Source organism: Dictyobacter formicarum, from assembly GCF_016587435.1.
Genome location: NZ_BNJJ01000010.1, coordinates 189607 through 207781 on the forward strand (window position 1 = coordinate 189607; position 18175 = coordinate 207781).

Annotated in this window: 17 protein-coding genes and 1 tRNA gene; 6 read left to right on the forward strand and 12 right to left on the reverse strand. The window is 54.2% G+C overall.

Going from position 1 to position 18175, the window contains the following annotated elements; translation table 11 throughout:
- Positions 1-100 precede the first annotated feature (100 nt).
- The 7 genes from JMI88_RS18935 to JMI88_RS18965 form a co-directional block, all read right to left on the reverse strand.
- Positions 101-1060 carry an NADP-dependent oxidoreductase gene (locus JMI88_RS18935; RefSeq protein WP_236022965.1) on the reverse strand — a complete coding sequence of 320 codons (960 nt, stop codon included), beginning with the start codon at positions 1058-1060 and terminating at the stop codon, positions 101-103.
- 44 nt (positions 1061-1104) lie between these two features.
- Positions 1105-2037: a TIGR03560 family F420-dependent LLM class oxidoreductase gene (locus JMI88_RS18940; protein WP_201363501.1), complete on the reverse strand. Its 933-nt coding sequence runs from the start codon at positions 2035-2037 to the stop codon at positions 1105-1107.
- Between the two features lie 258 nt (positions 2038-2295).
- Positions 2296-2496 carry a hypothetical protein gene (locus tag JMI88_RS18945; RefSeq protein WP_201363502.1) on the reverse strand — a complete coding sequence of 67 codons (201 nt, stop codon included), beginning with the start codon at positions 2494-2496 and terminating at the stop codon, positions 2296-2298.
- 21 nt (positions 2497-2517) lie between these two features.
- Positions 2518-2590, reverse strand: a tRNA-Gln gene (locus tag JMI88_RS18950).
- 35 nt (positions 2591-2625) lie between these two features.
- Positions 2626-3972, reverse strand: coding sequence for a hypothetical protein (locus JMI88_RS18955; RefSeq protein ID WP_201363503.1), 1347 nt, complete (start codon positions 3970-3972; stop codon positions 2626-2628).
- 219 nt (positions 3973-4191) lie between these two features.
- A complete protein-coding gene (locus JMI88_RS18960; protein ID WP_201363504.1) occupies positions 4192-4962 on the reverse strand; it encodes a class I SAM-dependent methyltransferase in 771 nt (256 codons plus the stop codon).
- Positions 4963-5418: 456 nt separating this feature from the next.
- On the reverse strand, positions 5419-5619 hold the full coding sequence (locus JMI88_RS18965) for a methyltransferase domain-containing protein (protein ID WP_201363505.1): 201 nt from the start codon (positions 5617-5619) through the stop codon (positions 5419-5421).
- A gap of 191 nt (positions 5620-5810) precedes the next feature.
- Here JMI88_RS18965 and JMI88_RS18970 point away from each other — a divergent pair, with 191 nt between their 5' ends.
- Positions 5811-7304, forward strand: a complete 1494-nt coding sequence (locus JMI88_RS18970) for an IS4 family transposase (RefSeq protein WP_201361435.1) — start codon at positions 5811-5813, stop codon at positions 7302-7304.
- Between the two features lie 92 nt (positions 7305-7396).
- On the opposite strand, the gene JMI88_RS18975 is transcribed toward JMI88_RS18970, so the two are convergent.
- Entirely contained in the window at positions 7397-8128 is a 732-nt protein-coding gene (locus tag JMI88_RS18975) for a class I SAM-dependent methyltransferase (protein WP_201363506.1), read from the reverse strand.
- A gap of 102 nt (positions 8129-8230) precedes the next feature.
- A complete protein-coding gene (locus JMI88_RS18980; protein ID WP_201363507.1) occupies positions 8231-8974 on the reverse strand; it encodes a metallophosphoesterase family protein in 744 nt (247 codons plus the stop codon).
- 165 nt (positions 8975-9139) lie between these two features.
- Between JMI88_RS18980 and JMI88_RS18985 the strand changes: the two genes are divergently transcribed.
- Together JMI88_RS18985 and JMI88_RS18990 are read left to right on the forward strand one after the other, a co-directional pair.
- Positions 9140-9439, forward strand: a complete 300-nt coding sequence (locus JMI88_RS18985; protein WP_201363508.1) for a hypothetical protein — start codon at positions 9140-9142, stop codon at positions 9437-9439.
- Positions 9440-9670: 231 nt separating this feature from the next.
- On the forward strand, positions 9671-9892 hold the full coding sequence (locus tag JMI88_RS18990; protein WP_201363509.1) for a hypothetical protein: 222 nt from the start codon (positions 9671-9673) through the stop codon (positions 9890-9892).
- A gap of 112 nt (positions 9893-10004) precedes the next feature.
- Here the strand turns inward: JMI88_RS18990 and JMI88_RS18995 are convergent, their stop codons facing one another.
- Both JMI88_RS18995 and JMI88_RS19000 read right to left on the reverse strand, forming a co-directional pair.
- Complete coding sequence (locus JMI88_RS18995) at positions 10005-10385, reverse strand: VOC family protein (protein WP_201363510.1); 381 nt, start codon at positions 10383-10385, stop codon at positions 10005-10007.
- Positions 10386-10486: 101 nt separating this feature from the next.
- A complete protein-coding gene (locus JMI88_RS19000; protein ID WP_201363511.1) occupies positions 10487-11164 on the reverse strand; it encodes a helix-turn-helix domain-containing protein in 678 nt (225 codons plus the stop codon).
- A gap of 965 nt (positions 11165-12129) precedes the next feature.
- Between JMI88_RS19000 and JMI88_RS19005 the strand changes: the two genes are divergently transcribed.
- Positions 12130-13431 (forward strand): erythromycin esterase family protein, encoded by a 1302-nt coding sequence (locus JMI88_RS19005; protein ID WP_201363512.1) that lies wholly within the window; start codon positions 12130-12132, stop codon positions 13429-13431.
- Between the two features lie 264 nt (positions 13432-13695).
- On the opposite strand, the gene JMI88_RS19010 is transcribed toward JMI88_RS19005, so the two are convergent.
- Positions 13696-15483, reverse strand: coding sequence for an alpha/beta hydrolase (locus JMI88_RS19010; protein ID WP_201363513.1), 1788 nt, complete (start codon positions 15481-15483; stop codon positions 13696-13698).
- A 276-nt stretch (positions 15484-15759) separates the two neighbouring features.
- On the opposite strand from JMI88_RS19010, the gene JMI88_RS19015 reads away from it, so the two are divergent.
- The gene (locus JMI88_RS19015) at positions 15760-16428 is read left to right on the forward strand and encodes a TetR/AcrR family transcriptional regulator (RefSeq protein ID WP_201363514.1); all 669 of its coding nucleotides are present in this window, start codon (positions 15760-15762) and stop codon (positions 16426-16428) included.
- Between the two features lie 47 nt (positions 16429-16475).
- Positions 16476-18116, forward strand: coding sequence for an FAD-dependent monooxygenase (locus JMI88_RS19020; RefSeq protein ID WP_236022975.1), 1641 nt, complete (start codon positions 16476-16478; stop codon positions 18114-18116).
- The last annotated feature ends 59 nt before the right edge of the window (positions 18117-18175 follow it).

Here is an 18175-nt window from a genome sequence, read left to right on the forward strand (position 1 = left end):
GGGTTCGTCCACGACTACGAGCCCGCGATCAGGAGGGCATCGAAACTCCCGTGTTTACCAGCGAGGATGCGAGGGGCATGGCGAGCATGCCCCGGCATCCTCAGCGGTGATGGGTGGGTTCGGTGGTGAGGCGGAGCACGATTCTGCCTCGGCCGTGGCCGCTCTGGCTGATATTCTGGGCTTGCTGGGCTTGATTCAAGGGAAATGTTGGGATGGCAGGTACTTTGAGCTGGCCTTCGTCGATGAGTTGTGCCAGTGTCTGTAGCAGGAGGCTCGATGGTTGGGAGTGGATCATCATGGCGTGTACACCGCGCTCCTGAGCGTGTTCCTGGGATGGTGGGGTGGCGATCGAGATGAGCGTTCCTCCGCGTCGGACGGTGGCCAGAGAACTAGTAAGTGTCTTTTCTCCCACTCCATCAAGTACGAGGTCTACATCCTGAACGGCGCTCTCGACCGGGGTTGTGGTGTAGTCCACGACCGTATCCGCGCCCAGCCCACGTACAAAATCGAGGTTCGCCGTGGAGGACGTGCCGATTACCTGTGCTCCTTTCCACTTCGCCAACTGGACCGCGAACAGGCCGACTCCGCCAGCGGCTCCCTGGATCAATACTCGCTGGCTAGCGGTCAGGCCGCCATATTCAAAGAGTGCTGCCCAGGCTGTGGCCGCACCGACCGGCACGCTGGCGGCCTCAGTAAAGTTCAGGGTCCGCGGCATGGGCGCGAGGACATCGATGGAGGCCGTAGCATACTCGGCGTAAGAGCCGCTTGTGGCCTGTCCGAAGACGGCCTGCCCAATCTCGAATGCTGTCACCCCTGGACCAATCTCTTCCACTACTCCCGCCACGTCAAGACCAGGGGTATAGGGAAACGTCGTCGGCATAAAATCTTTTAGCAGACCCTGCCGGATCTTCCAATCGATCGGATTGACACCGGCCGCATGAACACGCAAGAGCACCTGGCCCGCCTGCGGCTGTGGACGCTCTATCTGTTCGAGCATAAGCTGTTCAGGTTCACCATAGCTATGGACGCGAATCGCCTGCATGGTTTGTTGAGTCATCATTATTTTGTTTCCTATAGTCTTAATATTCAGCATATTCCAATAATCTACGCGATAAATTCCCGTGCGAAGCGTCGCAAACCATCCAGGTCGCGGACGATGGGGAATCTGAGCACCAGTTCCTGCACGCCCGCCTGCTCTAGTGCCGCGATCCCCTTGCGAATCGTGTCGGGACTTCCAACCAAGCCGCCACCGAAGGCTCTGGCGGCTTCGGGCAGGCGTGCCTGGGCCTGCTCATCGCTATCGGCCAGCAGGCAGATCGCGATGGTTGCCCGTCGGATACTCTCATAGTCGCGGCCAAAGGTTTCACAATGCTGTTTGAGGACCGCGAACTTGTGCGCGATGGTGGTGGGATCGCCAAAGACGTGGCAGGCGTCGCCGTACTGAGCTACCAGTTTGAGCGTGACCTGCTCACCGTTGCCGCCGATCATTAAGGGGATATGGGGCTGCTGCACCCCTTTGGGCTGATTGATCGCGCCATGCGGCTGATAATATTTGCCATCGAATTTGGCCTGCTCCTGCGTCCACATGGCGCGCAGGACCTGTACCGCTTCACGCAGTTGCTGTGAGCGCACAGGCGTGTCAGGAAAATCGTAGCCATAGGCACGAAATTGATCCGCGAGGCCAGGATAGCCCGATCCGATGCCCACCGTCAGGCGCCCATGGCTCATCACATCCACCGTACTGGCCATCTTGGCCAGCAGCGCCGGCTGGCGTAGTCCACTATAGGTAACCATCTGGCCGATGCGCACGCGCTTCGTGTCACGCGCCAGCGCCGCCGTCGTGGTCCAGCATTCGAAGAGGAACTGAGAGCTATCGGCAGGCCAGAAAGCATCAGAGAGCCACAGCGAATTGAAGCCCCCCTCCTCGGCCGTCAGAGCGGCCTGTGTCATCGTCTCATACGCCTCCACCGGATCTTGGATGCCCGCCATCTCCATCAACGTTCCCTGCGGGAGCGCCAGGCCAAATTTCATTGCCATCGATCAATACTCCTGTTTATATCGAAAATGATTTTTTGTGTTCATGCTCTGTCGACGTGCGATTACATTGCGCGTAAAGGAGCAGTTCTGCATTTCCCTCAGTATAGGTGGTCAGAGCACGTGCGTCTTTGTACAGAAGAACTGGGTTTTCCTGTCCAAAAGGTCAGAATGATCGTGGGGTAAGGACTTGCTCGCGGCGATTGTCAGGCGAGGTAGAGTTTGCCTGTCAGGTAAGCATGTAGGAAGTGTCGTGGTGGCTTAGTGCGAGGTGTGGATGGACATGGCCGCCAGCCTATCGGCAACTAGCCAGCTAAAGTTGGGCAGGATAATCTGCCTCATCTCATCTTCGGTCAGATCAAATGTCTGCAAAAACTTCAATGGGCTACTCATGAGCTGCGCGTGAAAGGTCGGCTCCAGATTGGTCCGTACTTTGATCTGGCGCAATATCGCTAGCGGCATATCTATCCAGTCCTTAAAACAATCTGGGGACAGGGCTCGAACCTGCGTCCAGTCGGAACCAGAGCCAACCGCTCTACCACTGAGCTACCCCAGAAACCATTGCAATTATATTCCTATGCAAAGATCTCGTCAATGGAAATGAGGGTTTTTGATATGTTTTCCTGAAAAGACCCCTGCTTTCCGTAAGAAGGTGGCAAGGTAGGGATTCTCAATGGTAACCCCATGCACGAGTTCAGGCGTAGGTCGAAATTTTGCCACTATTTTTCGTGGCCTTGGTGTTGTCCACCCTGATTTTTCTGGATCGAGGCCATGTTTATGGCATACCTCTTCTACCATCTGGCGTGTACACGTACTTGTTCCCGCCAGCACTTCCCAGGAGAGGGGGAGCTCTTTCCAGACGTCAGTATTGGGATCAAGTTTTCCCCCTGACCTATAATGCCAGGCCACAACGTCAGCGGCCATAAGCCTGAGTACTTTCCCCGGCCAGACCTTGTCTAGTATCTCTTCCATACCCAGCGCATATATCAAAGCAACCCAGTGGTCTCTCGCCCTGTTCCATGCACTTGCCATAGTGTTCCAGGTACTGGAGTCATTCCCGGGCCGAACAACCATCGTTTCTCTCTTGATCTTTGATTTCTCCCATGTCTCCTTAAGCAGTCCGGCTATTTCTTGCAACACAGAAAACCATTTCCCGAGGAGATTTCCCTTCTGCTCATCACTCAGGTGCAGCAGTACATTCTGATCTGGATAGACATGTGCGATAGCCCACCAGTTGGTTGTAGAGCTATTTTGGCAGCGGGAGAATAACATATCTGCTATCTCATCATATGGTCTCTGCTGACCAGCAATCGTGAACTCACTTCGCAAGTTACAGCGAGCCACATAATAGGCAATGAAGCAAGCGCTGTTCTTATCTGCGGAGAACATCTCCCAGGTAATCCTGGAGCTAAAGCCAGATTTTCCAATTTTCGTTAATTCCAGTTTTTTCCACTCGTTAATCAGCGTCTGAAGCTTGGCTTCCATGCGCGTGAGTATACGGAAGAGCTTGTTGTACCGGCGTCGCGAAATGTCCATGCCCGCAGCTTCACGCGCCTCATGATTCAATCGATGCGCTTTAAAGTCGTTCCGCCCAAAATCTTTTTTGATCTGCTGGTTTACCTGATGAATGTAATTTTCGACCAACGTGGGATTATCACATTGATCCGCGGCAAGGGGAGGAATATTGAATAAGTTTCCAGCAACTGCGACCTGGCGAGCAAGACCAACAGGTTTCGCAAAATCTTCTAGCATGGAGGTATAGGTCAGGAAGCGTTGTTTGAGTGACCCTTGAGCTGCATTTTGGAGGATTGCTTTCTGCTGTCCATTGAGCCGCCCGGTCAACTGTTCCAGGATCAACTGAGCAACATCTTCTGGCCTTCTTCTCTGATGAAGCGATTGAAACAGTTTATCCATGTTACTCATATTCGTTTTACTCATATCGTTTATCCTGCATTTATAGGCATATTTTTACTTATCCAGTATTGGTTATTCTTCCTGTAGAGATCTACTTGAATCTTTTGGTACTCTACAATAAGTCGATCTACTTTGGCAAGTTGTTTGTGATCTGCTGACCACTGTTTTGTTTCTTGTCAGTAGAATTGTTGAGAGGGCTGCGAAATGGGAAGTTGCTTGCAGCTCACAGCCCTCCTGGTAGCACTAAGGTTTTTTTGCAACGAGCAAGAACGAGTGGAAGGGAATATCAACATATCCTTCCTGTTGGAGGAGATGATGGATTTCTACGAGTTGATGCCAATACTTCTCAATCGAGAAATTGGGTACTTCCCAGGGAACGGCCTTGAGGTAGTAGACAATGGCTCCCACATCGTGAAAGCGCGTGATGGAGAATTCTTCTTTGCGCTCGATGACATGACCGCCAGCATCTTCCATCTCCCGTGCTGCGTAGGCGATGTTCCATGGGTGTTCCAATTGCTTTTTACGCCCAAGCAACTCATGCAACCTGGCATTGGTCTGATCGCCGACTTGCTGTGTAATAAATGTGTGTTCTGGCTTGAGAACACGCAACACTTCCGCCGGGTTGTAGCTTCCATGACGGTTAATGACAAGATCGAGCGTATGATCTGGAAAGGGCAAAGACTCATCGCGAGCCGTGTAGACGGTGACGCCAAGCGGCGTGAGTCGTTGCCGTGCTGCAATGATGTTAGGAGCATACAACTCGGTGGCATACACTTCATGGACTGGTTGGTGCGAAAGCAACTGCGCGAGTGCTTCCCCACCACCCGTGTGCATATCAAGCAGGATATGAGCCTGTTTCATTGCCGCAGTCACAGTGTGCGTGTAATCCCAGGCAGGAGTTGTCCTGATGCTTGTCTTTCTTCCGTCCAGATACGAGAAATCCCAACCACTGAAGGGATGATTATACTCCTTGGTGAGGAAATCAAAAAGGGTCTGGTCAGCTTTTTCACTCATGCGATGTTCTCCTTCTTTCTTTCTATATGGTGTTGTGACTGCCTTATCCAGAACACAAAAAGGCCGTGAGCGAGCACTCACGGCCTGTACTGACGGGAAAAAGGAACAGGCTGTGAGCGTTCATGATCTCTCGCCCACAGCCTGTCATTGTCTGGTTGTGCTTTTCCAGCCTCTCAACTCAGAAGCTCGTTTGCAGGTACCTCAAAAAGGGCACAATGCGGCCTTGGGCGAAAAGCTGGTTAGGCAGTGTGATGACACGACACCCGCTTGTTTTCATGGCACGCTTTCCGCATCCGAGGCCAGGGGTCTCTGGATACCTTTCCTTTCTTACAAAGTTGCTTCTGATTGCACCAAACTGAGTCTACCACAGCTATTATGGCTTCGTCAAAGATTAAGCTGCATCTTCTATGAAATATGTCAAATGGGAAAAAGGTCGTATTCCATTCATCTTGTTGGTTAGAGAGGCTTGCGACCTGCCGTGATAAAATAGGTCACTGAATGGAAGAAGCGTCCTGTATGCATCGCCTCTTCCAGATAGGCAATCCACTTCGTTGCTTCCTCAACAGTGACCACTTCATGGTGTTGAGCGAGGCGCATGCCTTCAACGAAGCGCGCTAATGGGTGGATAGTTTCGTAGTCGGTTGTTACCCATGTCAACGGTCATTCCACAAGGTACATGCTTGTGGGGACACAGGGCCGCCAATCGGGCGCAAGGCCCAATACTTTCAACTTAAGCATGTTGTTTGAAGAGCAATGAGACAAAAGAGGGATGAATGAGCAAAAGAAGTTCGCTGTTCGTCACACTGAATACAAACCGATTTCTTCGTTGTGATGAAAGGAACTTCTTCATGCCTAGCTTACGCCACCTGAGCCCAAATGACAAGATCTGCCGCCTGATTGACATGAATGTGTTCGAGGCCTGTTTTCCCGCTTCGCTCGTCGATGAGATTCTCGCTGCGCGAGCTCCCCGGTGCAACAAGGCAGGCCAGCAGCAACAAGCCCGCATCCGCAACTGTACCCCACACAGCATCATCCTGTTTCAATTGTGTTGCTCCTGGTGGCGTCGCCTCTCCCAGGAGCAGGTCTGGCAGCAGATCACCGATGGGTTGATCGATCTGCATCCGCAACAGTCACGGGAAACCATGTCTGCCCAGGCCTTGGGAGCGCAACGCGCCCGTATGGGTGCCGACCCCTTTCGTCAGTTGCTGGAGCGCGGTTGCCGCCCCCTGTGTGATCGAGCGCACACCCCAACTGCTTTTTTTCATGGCTGGCGCGTGATGGCCATCGATGGATCGGTGTTCAATGTGCCCGATACCCCAGCCAATGATCAGGCGTTTGGTCGATCAAGCAACCAGCACGGCAAAGGAGCCTATCCGCAGGTGCGAGCGGTGATGCTGATGGAATGTGCCAGCCATGCCATCATTGCCGCTGCCCTCGGGGGCTACCGCTGGGCCGAGGCCCAGGGGGTGCGAGAGGTGGTGCGCTGGCTGCAGCAGGGCATGCTGGTGCTGGGAGATTGCGGGATCTTCAGCGGGGTGCTGACCCAAGAGGCCCGCGAGCGGGGTGCCCATGTGCTGTGTGGTTTGTCGAGCCATATGCTGCGCCGGGGCTATACCCGACTGACTGATGGCAGCTACCTGGCGGTGTTGAAGCCGTGCCGCACCGCCACCTTTCGTGCCAAAGACAAGCAGACACTGCGCGTGATTGAGTACACGATCACCGATGCCCGATTGGGAACGCCAGGACGGGTCTACCGACTGGTCACCACCTTGCTCGACGAAAAGCGCTATCCCGCCAGCGAGCTCATCGAGCTCTATCAGCAACGCTGGGAGGTGGAACTGATGATCCGGGAGCTCAAATGTGTGCTGCATGAGCAGATCAAAGTCTTGCGATCGCAGACCCCGGAAGGAGTCAAACAAGAGATGTATGGGTTGATGCTGGCGCATTACGCGCTACGTTTTTGGATGGTACAAGCCGGGGAGCGGACAGGCCACGATCCTCGGGCCTTGAGTTGTGTGAACGCCTTTGAGCACCTGCGCCGCCGCATCGAGCGGGTCGCGACCCGGAGTCTGGAAGACCGAGAGCTCATTCTCACACGGATGGTGCAAGCGATTGGCGACCATGTCTTGCCTCCCCCGCGTTTGCGCAGCAATCGGCGGGAAATCAAGCAAGTTTACCACAAACACAAACCCAAAAAGCGAGGGACGCCAGCGCCCCGGCCATTTGAGAAGACGGACACCTATCTCACGTTTGTGGTTCCTGTTGTTCGAGACTTGGCTGAACAACAGGAATCCGCACAACGATCCAAGGTGCCATCCAAACCACATCCCAAAAGTGCTTAAGTTGAAAGTATTGGGCGCAAGGCCCGAACCTATGGGCGGGCGGCAAGCGGCCGCAGAGGGCCGCACCTACGGGTTTTCGCTCTTCTTGTACTCTACTCGATGCCACAAAACTTTGTGGCAAAGATGATGATGTAACCAGGGACAGACCAATATCGTTCGGCGTGGTGGAGTTCGGCTATTGTCTTCTCTAGCTGAGGCTCAATGATCCTTTGGAGTGTGCAGCCCGCTTCAATGACGCTGTTCAGGTAGGTGCTGAGTGGACGATGGATGAAATATCCGTACGTTTGCTTGACTGCTCGTTCACGAAAGTAGTCTCGTACCTCAACGTAGCCTTTTTCCTGCCACTGTGATCCTGCTTCTTCAAAACAAGGATGCAAGAGGGAAAAGATGAATCCTCCCTGGTTTCCCAGTGCTGCAACACAGTTCTTGAGGGCGGGCTCATAGTCGGGGATATCCATTAAGACCATGTTGGCAATCACAAAGTCAAAGGTCTGTGGTGGAGTCCAGGTTGAGAGATCCGCCTGCACGTAGTGGATGCCTAGCTGTTCTGTTTGTTCTCGGTGCAGAGCATACGTGTGGAAGGCTTCCGACGGCTCGACGCCGGTGACGCTGGCTCCGGCTCTGGCAAGGAGTCGGCAGAGATAGCCCTGACCGCAGCCTGCATCGAGAATGGTTTTGCCCCTCACATCGCCAAGCAGTGAGAAAATGGCGGGATTCAGAAGGTGCTGGCGCGTCAGGTCCCCTTCATCGCCGAAACTTTCGATGAGATCCTGAGGATATTTAGCATAAGCATTGATCACATCAGAGTTAGTGACTTCTGTCATTGTTTTCTCCTGCTGTCTTTCTTCTAGATCGATTAAGGGAGAGCCAGTCTATCATGATCTTTATCTGTCGGTCAATCTCTGGAGCCTTATGCCAGGAATATGTCAAGAACCACATTCGTTGCTACTGTCCCACTTTTGTATCCACCACTCCTGGCAGGGCATTGTGGAGTTTCTACAAGCTTCTAGTAGTGCTGCCAGGTTCAGTGGTGTGCGGCGCAGGTCAATGCTCAGGCGTCCCTGCTCGATGCTCAGCACGCCATATTCGGACCAGCGCACATGATGGTTGTCTGGCAACTCTGGACTGCCAGCATTGACCCCGGGCAGTCCAATACTGCCGACGTTGACGAGATGAGCATCTCGATAGCGGCGAATCATCTGGATATGGGTATGGCCGCCCACCATCACCGTCGCCGAGTAGCCTGCCAGCATCTCTTCTATCGCCGCATCAGGTGTAACCGCAGCAATCACATCGTCAAATGAGCGCGGCGATCCATGATAGCAGAGGAGCGATCTGCCCTCATCGAGAGGAAGTTCGAGCCGGGGAACAAATGATTGGAGGTAACTGCGATCTTCAGGCGTCAATTGTTCCACACACCACGACGTGATGATGCGCAGCGTCTCCGTATCCGATGCTTTGGACCCTAATAGCCAGGCATCCGTATTGCCAAGCACGACCGGACAGTCGAGCCGCCGCAAGCGTTCAATGACTTCGTGTGGCTGCGGTCCAAGGGCCGCCACATCTCCCAGGCAAATAAACTGATCAATGGGCTCCCGCGCCAGTTCCTGTAACACTGTTTCAAGCGCAACCAGATTACCATGTATATCTGCTAGCAGTGCAATGCGCATCCGATATCCTTTCGTTCAAGCAACGGGCACTTTCTATATCAATGCCATAAATCATACCATATGCTGAAAAAAGCATAAGACGAACGGGTTCAGCCGGTCACATTTCTTCGTTGTGTTCCGTCAGTGTGGTGGAAAACAATTGTAATAGTGAAAGGTGATTTCCATATGAGCATTCTAATGATCCGCTCCAAAGTTAAAGCTGAACATGTCACAGAAGTCGAAGCGGCGGCCAGGCGCGTATTCGCGGCGCTGCAACAGGCGCAGCCGGATGGCATCCGTTACTCGTCATGCCGCCTCTCCGACGGCGTGACCTATATGGCGTTGTTGGAACTCGACGAGGGAGTAGAGAATCCTCTGCCCTCCTTGCCGGAGTTTAGAGAGTTCCAGGAGAACCTCAAGAACTGGATGGCCGAGCCACCAATCCCTGAACAGTTGACGGTGGTTGGGTCATATCGGTTCTTCTAAAGGCGCGCATTATTAACGCCTTTATTGTAGTCTCATTCGCGTATGCAAGCGCGCTGCCAGCTGGACCTCTCCCATGGGCCCAGCTGGTTTCACTTCCACGAGGCCCCACGTCGGCATTCCTTCGAAAGCAGAGATCGCTGCCAATATGACAGGAGATGTCATAGATGCAGTGCTATATTGCAGCGAGCTGATCTGTATCTTGCGATGAACGAACATATATTGGAGGAAGACATGAAATTTGGACTGGATGTCCCGACGACAGGTACCTATGCTGATGCGCATGTTCTGGCGCAGCTTGCCAGCGCATCCACCATGGGCCGCCATGTAGATGAGAACAGCAAGCAGCCTATTGTAATCAGCGAAGAGGATCAAGTATTCTGTTGTGCATCTTCTCAAAGTAAGAGATCAAAAACAAATTTGGTGCAACAAACCAGCGCTTTGTTGCACCAATAATGCGTCCTGTCCTCTGTGTAGCGAATCCGGAGGATGAGGCACATCCCACCGGGAGAACGTCTGCCTTTTCAGGCTGGGACTCTGTCCGGTTTTGGTGGCTTGAAACCCGCCATTACCGATGAACTGGCATTTCCTGCAATGCCCAGCTGTTCCCATCAGGATCACTGAAGTGGACATACTTTATGCCCCCCAGATCGACCACCTCACCCACTTTAACCCCCCGACCTGCGAGCGCTTCGCGGGCCTTGTGGATGTCCGCTACCACCAAATGCAGCGCCTTGACCGTTCCAGGACGCATTTCAGACATTTCGCCCATACCAGTTCCAATGACGATTGAACAAGCCGACCCGGGTGGAGTGAGCTGGACAACTCTCATTCCATTACCGGGCTGTACATCATGGTCAGCGTGAAATCCGATCTGCTCAACGTAAAATGCCTTAGCGCGATCAACATCAGAAACCGGGATTGGCACGAGCTCAAGTTTCATATCCATCTTGCTTTTGCTCCTTTTTGCTAGCTTTGGTTCTTGAATATTTGCGAGGACATTCGCATGATACCATGGCAAAAGGAGGCTGCCTTGTATGAAACGGCAAGCTACTCATGCTTATTCATGCCTATGATCTGGGTAGGTGTGTACCCGAAAAATTGCTTGAGCGATCTGGTCAGGTGTGGCTGATCGAAATAGCCAGCTTCATAAACGGTGTCCAGGATAGAAACCCCTTGCTGTAAGAGGGCCTGGGCATGGTGGGCGCGTTTCAGTTGCCGAATGTGGCTTTGTGTCAAGCCTGTCGCCTGCCTGAACCGATGCCGCACCGTGCGGGATGGCACGTCATGCTGGTGATCTTGTAACACCGCGTCCACGACAGGATCACATGCCAGCACACCAGCGCGCACCAACCTATTGACAAACGTGTCCGCATTTTCATACTCGGGGAATTGCCATGTGGAACCGTTGAGCCAGAAGGATTTCCCTGCCGCTGCGGGCAGGATCGTCTCTCTATCCAACAAGTGCCTTGTGGGCAGATGGGGCAGAAAGGTCCCAAGCTTGAACTTGATCCAAAGAAGCTCAGCGCCTTCGGGGTAAGAGATCACGCCAGCACTCGTCCATGGTCCGACGACTAGGAGGGAAGTCGTGCCATTGAGTCTGCGCAAAACCATGTGCCAACAGATCTCGGCGGGACGGAGAGGAGAACCAGCACTCGTCGTTCGACCATGTGTAATCGTTTCTACATAAGGCGAGTCCGACCCTCTTTCCTCAGCGATAATGCTCATACTACTGCTCCTCATGTTTCTGACTTGACGTACCTGCGCGAACATCTCGGCAGTTGTCTTCCCAGCACTGATCGCATGTCTCCTGCACAGGAGCGTCCACGCGCGCGTCTGCTGCCTCAACATAGCACACGCGATGAGAAAAAACTTCTCCCATCTTGCTTTTCTCACGGCAGTCGATGAGATAAAGAGAAGGGTTTACTAAAACCGATCTCTTCTATCGCTCAGGACTTCACGTGATACCTATTGTCGGCATGCCTACTACTGGAGCAAGTATGTTTTCTTTCTCTTTGCACAAGAGCTTTCTTGAACCTGCACCAGTAAATAAGGTCAAATCTGCACGAGTTTTGAGGCGAACCTGAGAAAAGTCCAATGGTTTCGAAACACTGTGGTAAATAAGGTGAAGAGTTGGCAGGTTTTGAGGTGACGAGTGATCAATCAGCGCGAAGAGTGAGCAACACAACCATTCGCCATTTGAGAAGCCACTCCATATCCAGGGTATCAGTAGGAAATGTTGTAAATAAAAGGGGGGTACCCAACGCTCATTCCAGAAGCCCTGGGAAGACTCAATAGTGCGTAAAGTATTGCCAAGCTTCATGTAAAACTCCCAAGTTCGTGGTTGAGGCTTTTTGCGATACACTCCTCGTTTTATCACAGAAATCCAAGTAGATTGAGCAGGATCAGATCCATTTCTGTCCATACACACGCTCGTGACTCTCTTTTTACCCTCTAATATTGCATCTGTGTTGTACAGTAGAGACGTGATCCAGAAAAGCCCGGCCAGCTTGGATCGGAGATGCATGCATGCAGCCTCCTGCGAGATCTGCTTGAGCCAGGAGAGTGTTCTCACTTGTCCAGGCTCCCATGCTCTCGAGAGCAGTAGACGAGAGCATGGGAGTGAGATTCAGCAGAAGGAGAAGATTTCTCATTGGATGAATATTACAGTGAAAACAACGGAGGTTAGACTCATGACGCACGCAGCAAGAGAATATGCGACACTTGACGACTGGATGGCATACGAGGCGATCCCATGCTCGCTCGATTCTGGCCCGGACTTCGACGCCGCCGTTGATACGGTGATCGACTCACTTGGCGATTCGGTAGCATTGCTTGGCTTTGGAGAAGCACTCCATGGAGGGGAAGAACTGCTGGTCCTTCGCAACCAGCTCTTCCAACGCCTGGTAGAAGCCCATGGCTACAGCGCCATTGCCGTTGAGAGCAGTTTTCCTCGGGGACCCATCATCAACGAGTACGTGCTTGGCCACGGTCCGGCATCCTATGAGGCGGTGCAGGAGACGGGATGGAGCCACGGTTTCGGAAAGTTCGAAGCGAATCGAGAACTGGTCGAGTGGATGAGGCACTACAATGCTGATCCAGCGCACCAGAGAAAACTCCAGTTCTATGGGTTCGATAGCCCGACCGATGTGGCCGCAGATAGTCCCCGCCAGACACTCCACGTTGCGCTTGATTACCTTAGCTCAGTTGATGAGACCCTCGGCCAGGAGTATCGCAAGCGCATCGACCCGCTGCTCGGGCAGGACGCTGCCTGGGAGAATCCGGCTGCCGCGCTCGACCCGACGCAAGCGATAGGTCGATCACCAGAGGCAACCGCATTGCGGATCGAGACCGAGGAACTGATTGCAGAGCTGTGTGTGCGCCGTCCCGAATTGGTCGCAAAGAGCGACGAGAGCCGCTATCGGGAAGCCATCCACTACGCTGTGGGAGCTCGGCAGCTCCTGCACTATCATGCAGCGTTAGCGCAAACGTCCGCTAAACGCCAGGCCATCCTGCTCGGCATACGTGCCGCAATGATGGCAGAGAATCTGGCGTACATCGTCTCCCGGGAACAGGGGCGAGGTAACGTCCTGGTTTTTGCCCACAATAGCCATCTCAAGCGTGGAAAGGTGCAATGGCAATGGGGGAATGAGACGGTGATCTGGTGGCCCGTTGGATCTCATCTTCATGAACGGTTCGGTCGCCGCTATGCCGTCATCGGCTCAGCCGTAGGCTTCTCGCCAGCCAACGGGATCGGCCAGCCAGAAGCCGGGACGCTTGAGGCGCGGTTCACATCCGCTCCCGGGCCGGTGCGGTTCATTCCCACCCATCAAGGGCAAGGGCTTCCGGCAGAGGAAATTGCGGCACTTCCGATTCGCTCTGGCAGTAAGAAGAACAGGAGCTATGCGGAACCACTGGGCGCCCAAAGCTTCACCGATTTCGATTGGTTCGCTGTCCTGGATACAACGGCATACAACGGGTGGGGCCATTTCTAGAAGGCTGGAGCGTAAGTTCCGAGCAATAACGTTCTCCCTCGGACATGCGCGGACGCTCTCTTTCTAATTGGCGTTTAGACTAAATTCTTGTGAAGCCAGGCGGGAAGCGGTTTCATACGATTCATAGCAAAATGGCTTCAGTCCTCTTCCCAGGCCGCTTCATGCAAAATTAGTCTAAACACCAATATCAAGCGAGAGATATCTCTTCCCTATCTAATATCGTGGCTATCCATCGGTGAATGTTTATGCGCTCCAGGCCTCTTGTTATTGCAGCCGTTGGCGAATAAATTTCGTCATATGCTTTCTGGTTAGAGGTGCTTCAGGGAACACATCGCCAAAATAGGAAATGGGCCAGACATGCCACATTCCCGGCCAGATCTCCAGCTTGACTTCGACTCCTGCCTTGCGTAGCTTATCTGCCATACGTAGCGAGTCCCTGCGCAAGGCTTCCTGCGTTCCAACAAGCAAGAAAGTTGGAGGTAATCTATGTACATCTGCATACAGGGGGGAGACGAGCGGTTGGTGTGCATCTATCGCACCATTATTGGTATAAGCTGCATAAGCATTTTTTAACCCATTTTCCCCCAGGATGGGGTCCGCGCCGGTCGTTGTCAGGTCAAGTGCGGGTGAGAGTGCCACCAACGCAGCCGGCAACGCCTCGCCCTGTTCTCGTAGCGCGAGCGCTGTGGCCAGTGTCAGATTTCCGCCGGAAGAGTCTCCTGCTATCGCGAGTCGCGAGGCTGCAATTCCTTGAGAACGCAACCATTGGTATGCCGCCACACAATCCTGGAGAGCAGCTGGAAAGGGATTTTCAGGTGCCAGCCGATAGTCTGGCATAAGCACACATGCCCCGATCTCTCGCGAGAGTTGCGCGACGAATGGATAATGCGCCTCAATGGCTGGTAACCTGAAAGCTCCGCCATGGATATACAGCAATGCACGGCTTTTCGTTGCTCCTGGAGCGCAAATGAGCAGTGCCGATACCCCTGCCGCATTGACGCGCTCAACAGAGAAACCGGGCGGAAGGGAGGGTCTAGCTGGTGTTGATGGACGTTGTGGTGCCGCACCACTGCTTGAGTTCAGCCGTTGAAAGATCACTGCCATTAGATAGAGAAGCGTGCCCATCAGACTGGGCTCCGCAGGCACATCGTCGCTTTCAATTACCGGCGCATTGGCAGTTACCAGGCCAGTGCGCGCCAGTACCAAACCGCTTCCGGCAACACCCACGCCCACTTTTACGCCCAGGCGCAAGAAGTTACGCCGCTGGTTGGATTTGGGAACCAGCACGTCTCTGTTGGTAGAGAGCGGTTGGGCCCGACCGCTCTTTTTTTTGCCTCGAGAATGGAGTTGGATACCAGCGATTCCGAGCCAGACCAGCCAGAGGGAACTTCCCACCACGGCGAGGAGGTTCAGTATCCCTGCCATGGTATAGAAGCCACTTGTCATCGGCAAGAGTGCATTGAGGCCCCAGACCAGTGAGCGTAAACAGACCAGGAAGAGGCCAATTGCACTCACGGTTGCCAGCACACGGCGCATCTGGTTGTGCCAGGCCACGTTCAGCGTCCAAAGCGCCAGTACCAGTGGCGTACCGATTTCGGTCAAAAGGAACAGGAGCCATGCAAGAGGTGCTGCCGCCGTTGTTATGGCAATATTCCAGAGGAGGAGCAGCACCATTCCGAGGCCAGAGCCTATGATCCAGAAAGAGCCGGCAATAGTTCCGAGAATGATTACGCGTCTGCGTGGCTTTTCCTCTAAGGACGATGCCAGACGGCGTGAGACTATGAAGAGCAACATGGCATTTCCCGCCAGACCAAGAAAGCCTGATAGAGCAAGAATTGTTCCCGGTAGGGGGAGCGAATTCGCCAAAGGTGTCTGGCTAAGAAGGAGTGCTGGATAGTTGAGCGTTGCATATAAGGTATAGCTTGTGATTGTGAACAGAAGAGCCAGGAGCAACATGCAGAATCCCGTGCTCCACATTACCATTGAACGATTGCCGCGAGGCGTACCAGGCGCTAATCTCTTGCCGCCTGGCAAGAGAGATGAAGTTTTCATGATATATATCTTCCTTCTGCTTCTTTTAATATTATGTGGTGCTCGGTTCTTCGGCCGGGTGACCCATGCAATGAGAATTGGAACATCTTTGAACACTTTAATGCGAGGACATGACAGAAGGGTGAATTGAAGCCACCTATGTTGTCATTAAATGGTCATGTTGAAGACTGGCACGTTTCCATCGTGCAAACTTGCCAGCCTCTTGACAACACCAGGGCGTGGCGCTATCCTTTTATTAAGTATACGGTACGGTTTAGTTTACTTGCGAGGTGGGGTATGGAAATGACATTGGAGGAGGCGCGGGCGCGGGCCAAGCGGGATCAGATACTGGATGGGGCGCAGCGTGTGTTCTTGCGCGAGGGGTTCGCGGCGGCGAGCACTGACGCTCTTGCTAAGGAGGCCAGAGTCTCCAAGCGCACGTTGTACGCTTATTATCCAGGCAAGGAGGAGCTGTTTGTCGATGTTGTGCGCAGGCTGACGATTGAGAATCCACAGACGCGGGTGCTTGATTTTGTGCGGGGGCTGCAGCCGCGTACCGCGGAGGAGTTACGCAAAGCTCTGCTTACGCTGGCGGAAAAGATATCAGGCATTATGATGAGGACCGAGCATCTGGCGCTAATGCGCGCGATTATCGCTGATTCCCACCGCTTTCCCCAGCTAACTGAGACCCTCCGCTCGACCGTTCCTGAGCGTGCTGCCGGAGAAGTATCTCTTATGCTTGAGCGGGCGCGAGAGAACGGGGTGGCGATCCGGCAAGGCGACACAGAGGTCATGACGCGCCTGTTCATTGGTCCGCTCCTCAGCTATGCCCTGCTCGATGGCTTGTTGCGGCCAGCGAGCCGGCCACAGCTTCCCGGCATGGAGAAGCTCGAGGAGATAGTGGACCTGTTTATGCGAGCGATTATGAAGAATGAGCAGCCTGCATCTGAAAGGAGCGGAAAATGACGATGACCGATGTGCTTGTGGTGGGTGCGGGACCCACGGGCCTGACGATGGCGAACCTGCTGACACGCAGCGGGGTGAAGGTCAGGATTGTGGACAAAAAGGACGGTCCCACCGAGGAGACCCGCGCGGTTGTGGTTCATGCGAAGACGCTGGAACTGCTGGACAGGCTTGACCTGGCCGACAAGGCCGTTGAGAATGGCGAGCCGCTGCTGAACGCTCAGCTTCTCAGCCGGGGCAAGCGTTTCGGGAAACTGGCTTTTCTGAACAATGAAGAGGAGCGGAACACGCCCTATCCCTTTGGCCTGATCTACGGGCAGGACCAGACCGAGCATCTTCTGATCCAGAGCTTTGCGGAGGCTGGGGGCCGCGTCGAGTGGAATACGGAACTGCTGAGCCTGGAGCAGACGCCGGGCAGCGCACGGGCGCGTGTTCGCGCTAGCGATGGCAGTGAGGAAACCATTGAGGCGCAGTGGATCGTTGGCGCCGACGGCTCGCATAGTTCCGTAAGGCACGCTCTGTCATTGGGCTTTGCGGGCCAGACCTATATGATGACCTTGTTCGTGGCGGATTTAGAGATGGAGTGGGATCTGGGGCCACATCGGGGTGGTATGGACCTGGAGTGGCATGGCTTCTTCTTTTTCGTGCCAATGCGCGGCGAAGGGCGTTTCCGCCTGTTCGGGACACTTCCTCCGGACCTGACCGACAGGGATACCCTGATCCTCGACGACGTGCGGCGCGTGCTCGACACGCAAAGCGGCCTGCACGTCAATATTCTGAAGGCGAACTGGATCTCGGTCTATCGCACGCACCAGCGCATGTCTGAGCGTTTCCGCGTCGGGCGCGTCTTCCTGGCGGGGGATGCTGCCCACATTCATAGTCCCGCAGGCGGTCAGGGGATGAACACCGGTATCGGTGATGCCTATAACCTGGCCTGGAAGCTAGCCCTCATCGTCAAGGGACAGGCCCACGAGACGCTGCTCGACTCCTACGAAGCCGAGCGTATCCCGTTCGCCCGCGCCATCTTGCGCGGCTCCGACTGGGGTTTTCAAGTCCAGGCCGCGACCAACCCGATCTTGCGGTGGCTCAAGCTGTACGTGTTGCCCCAACTCTTCCGCCTCGTGTCGTGGCTACCTTCTTTCAAGCGGCGCGTCTTCTGGCTCTTTTCCCAACTCTGGACCAGCTATCGCAGCAGTCCGGCGGTCACGCAGTCAGTGTCGGACAAGCAGGGACCCAGGGCTGGCGACCGCGCTCCCTATGGTTTCTTCGAGGCCGGGCCAGACGCCGGAAAGAGCACCTTTACCATACTCAGGGGCATGGATCATCACCTGTTCCTCTTCGCGGGCAGCAAGCCAGACACCGCGTTCTCTGACCTGCGTGGACTGGAGGAGCAACTGCGTTCCCTGCTCGCCACGTACGAGGTACCTGTTCACCTGCACACCGTATCAGTGGCTAATTTGAGTCTGCACAAGTTGTATGGGGTGGAGGAGCCGGGCCTGTTCCTGGTCCGGCCAGATGGCCACCTCGCCTACCGTGGCCGGGCGCAGGACCTGGATGGCCTTAAATCATATCTCGACAAGTGGTTCCAGCAACGAGAACGCCAGACGCAACATGAACCTATTACCCTGGCAGATGATCGTGTTTCCGAACCCCTGGTAGCTGTCGACCGAACGCTGGGAGATCAGCAGTGAGTTTCTCAAAACCTGTTTATGTATGGTGTTGGGATGCACATTGTTGAATATTGCGGACC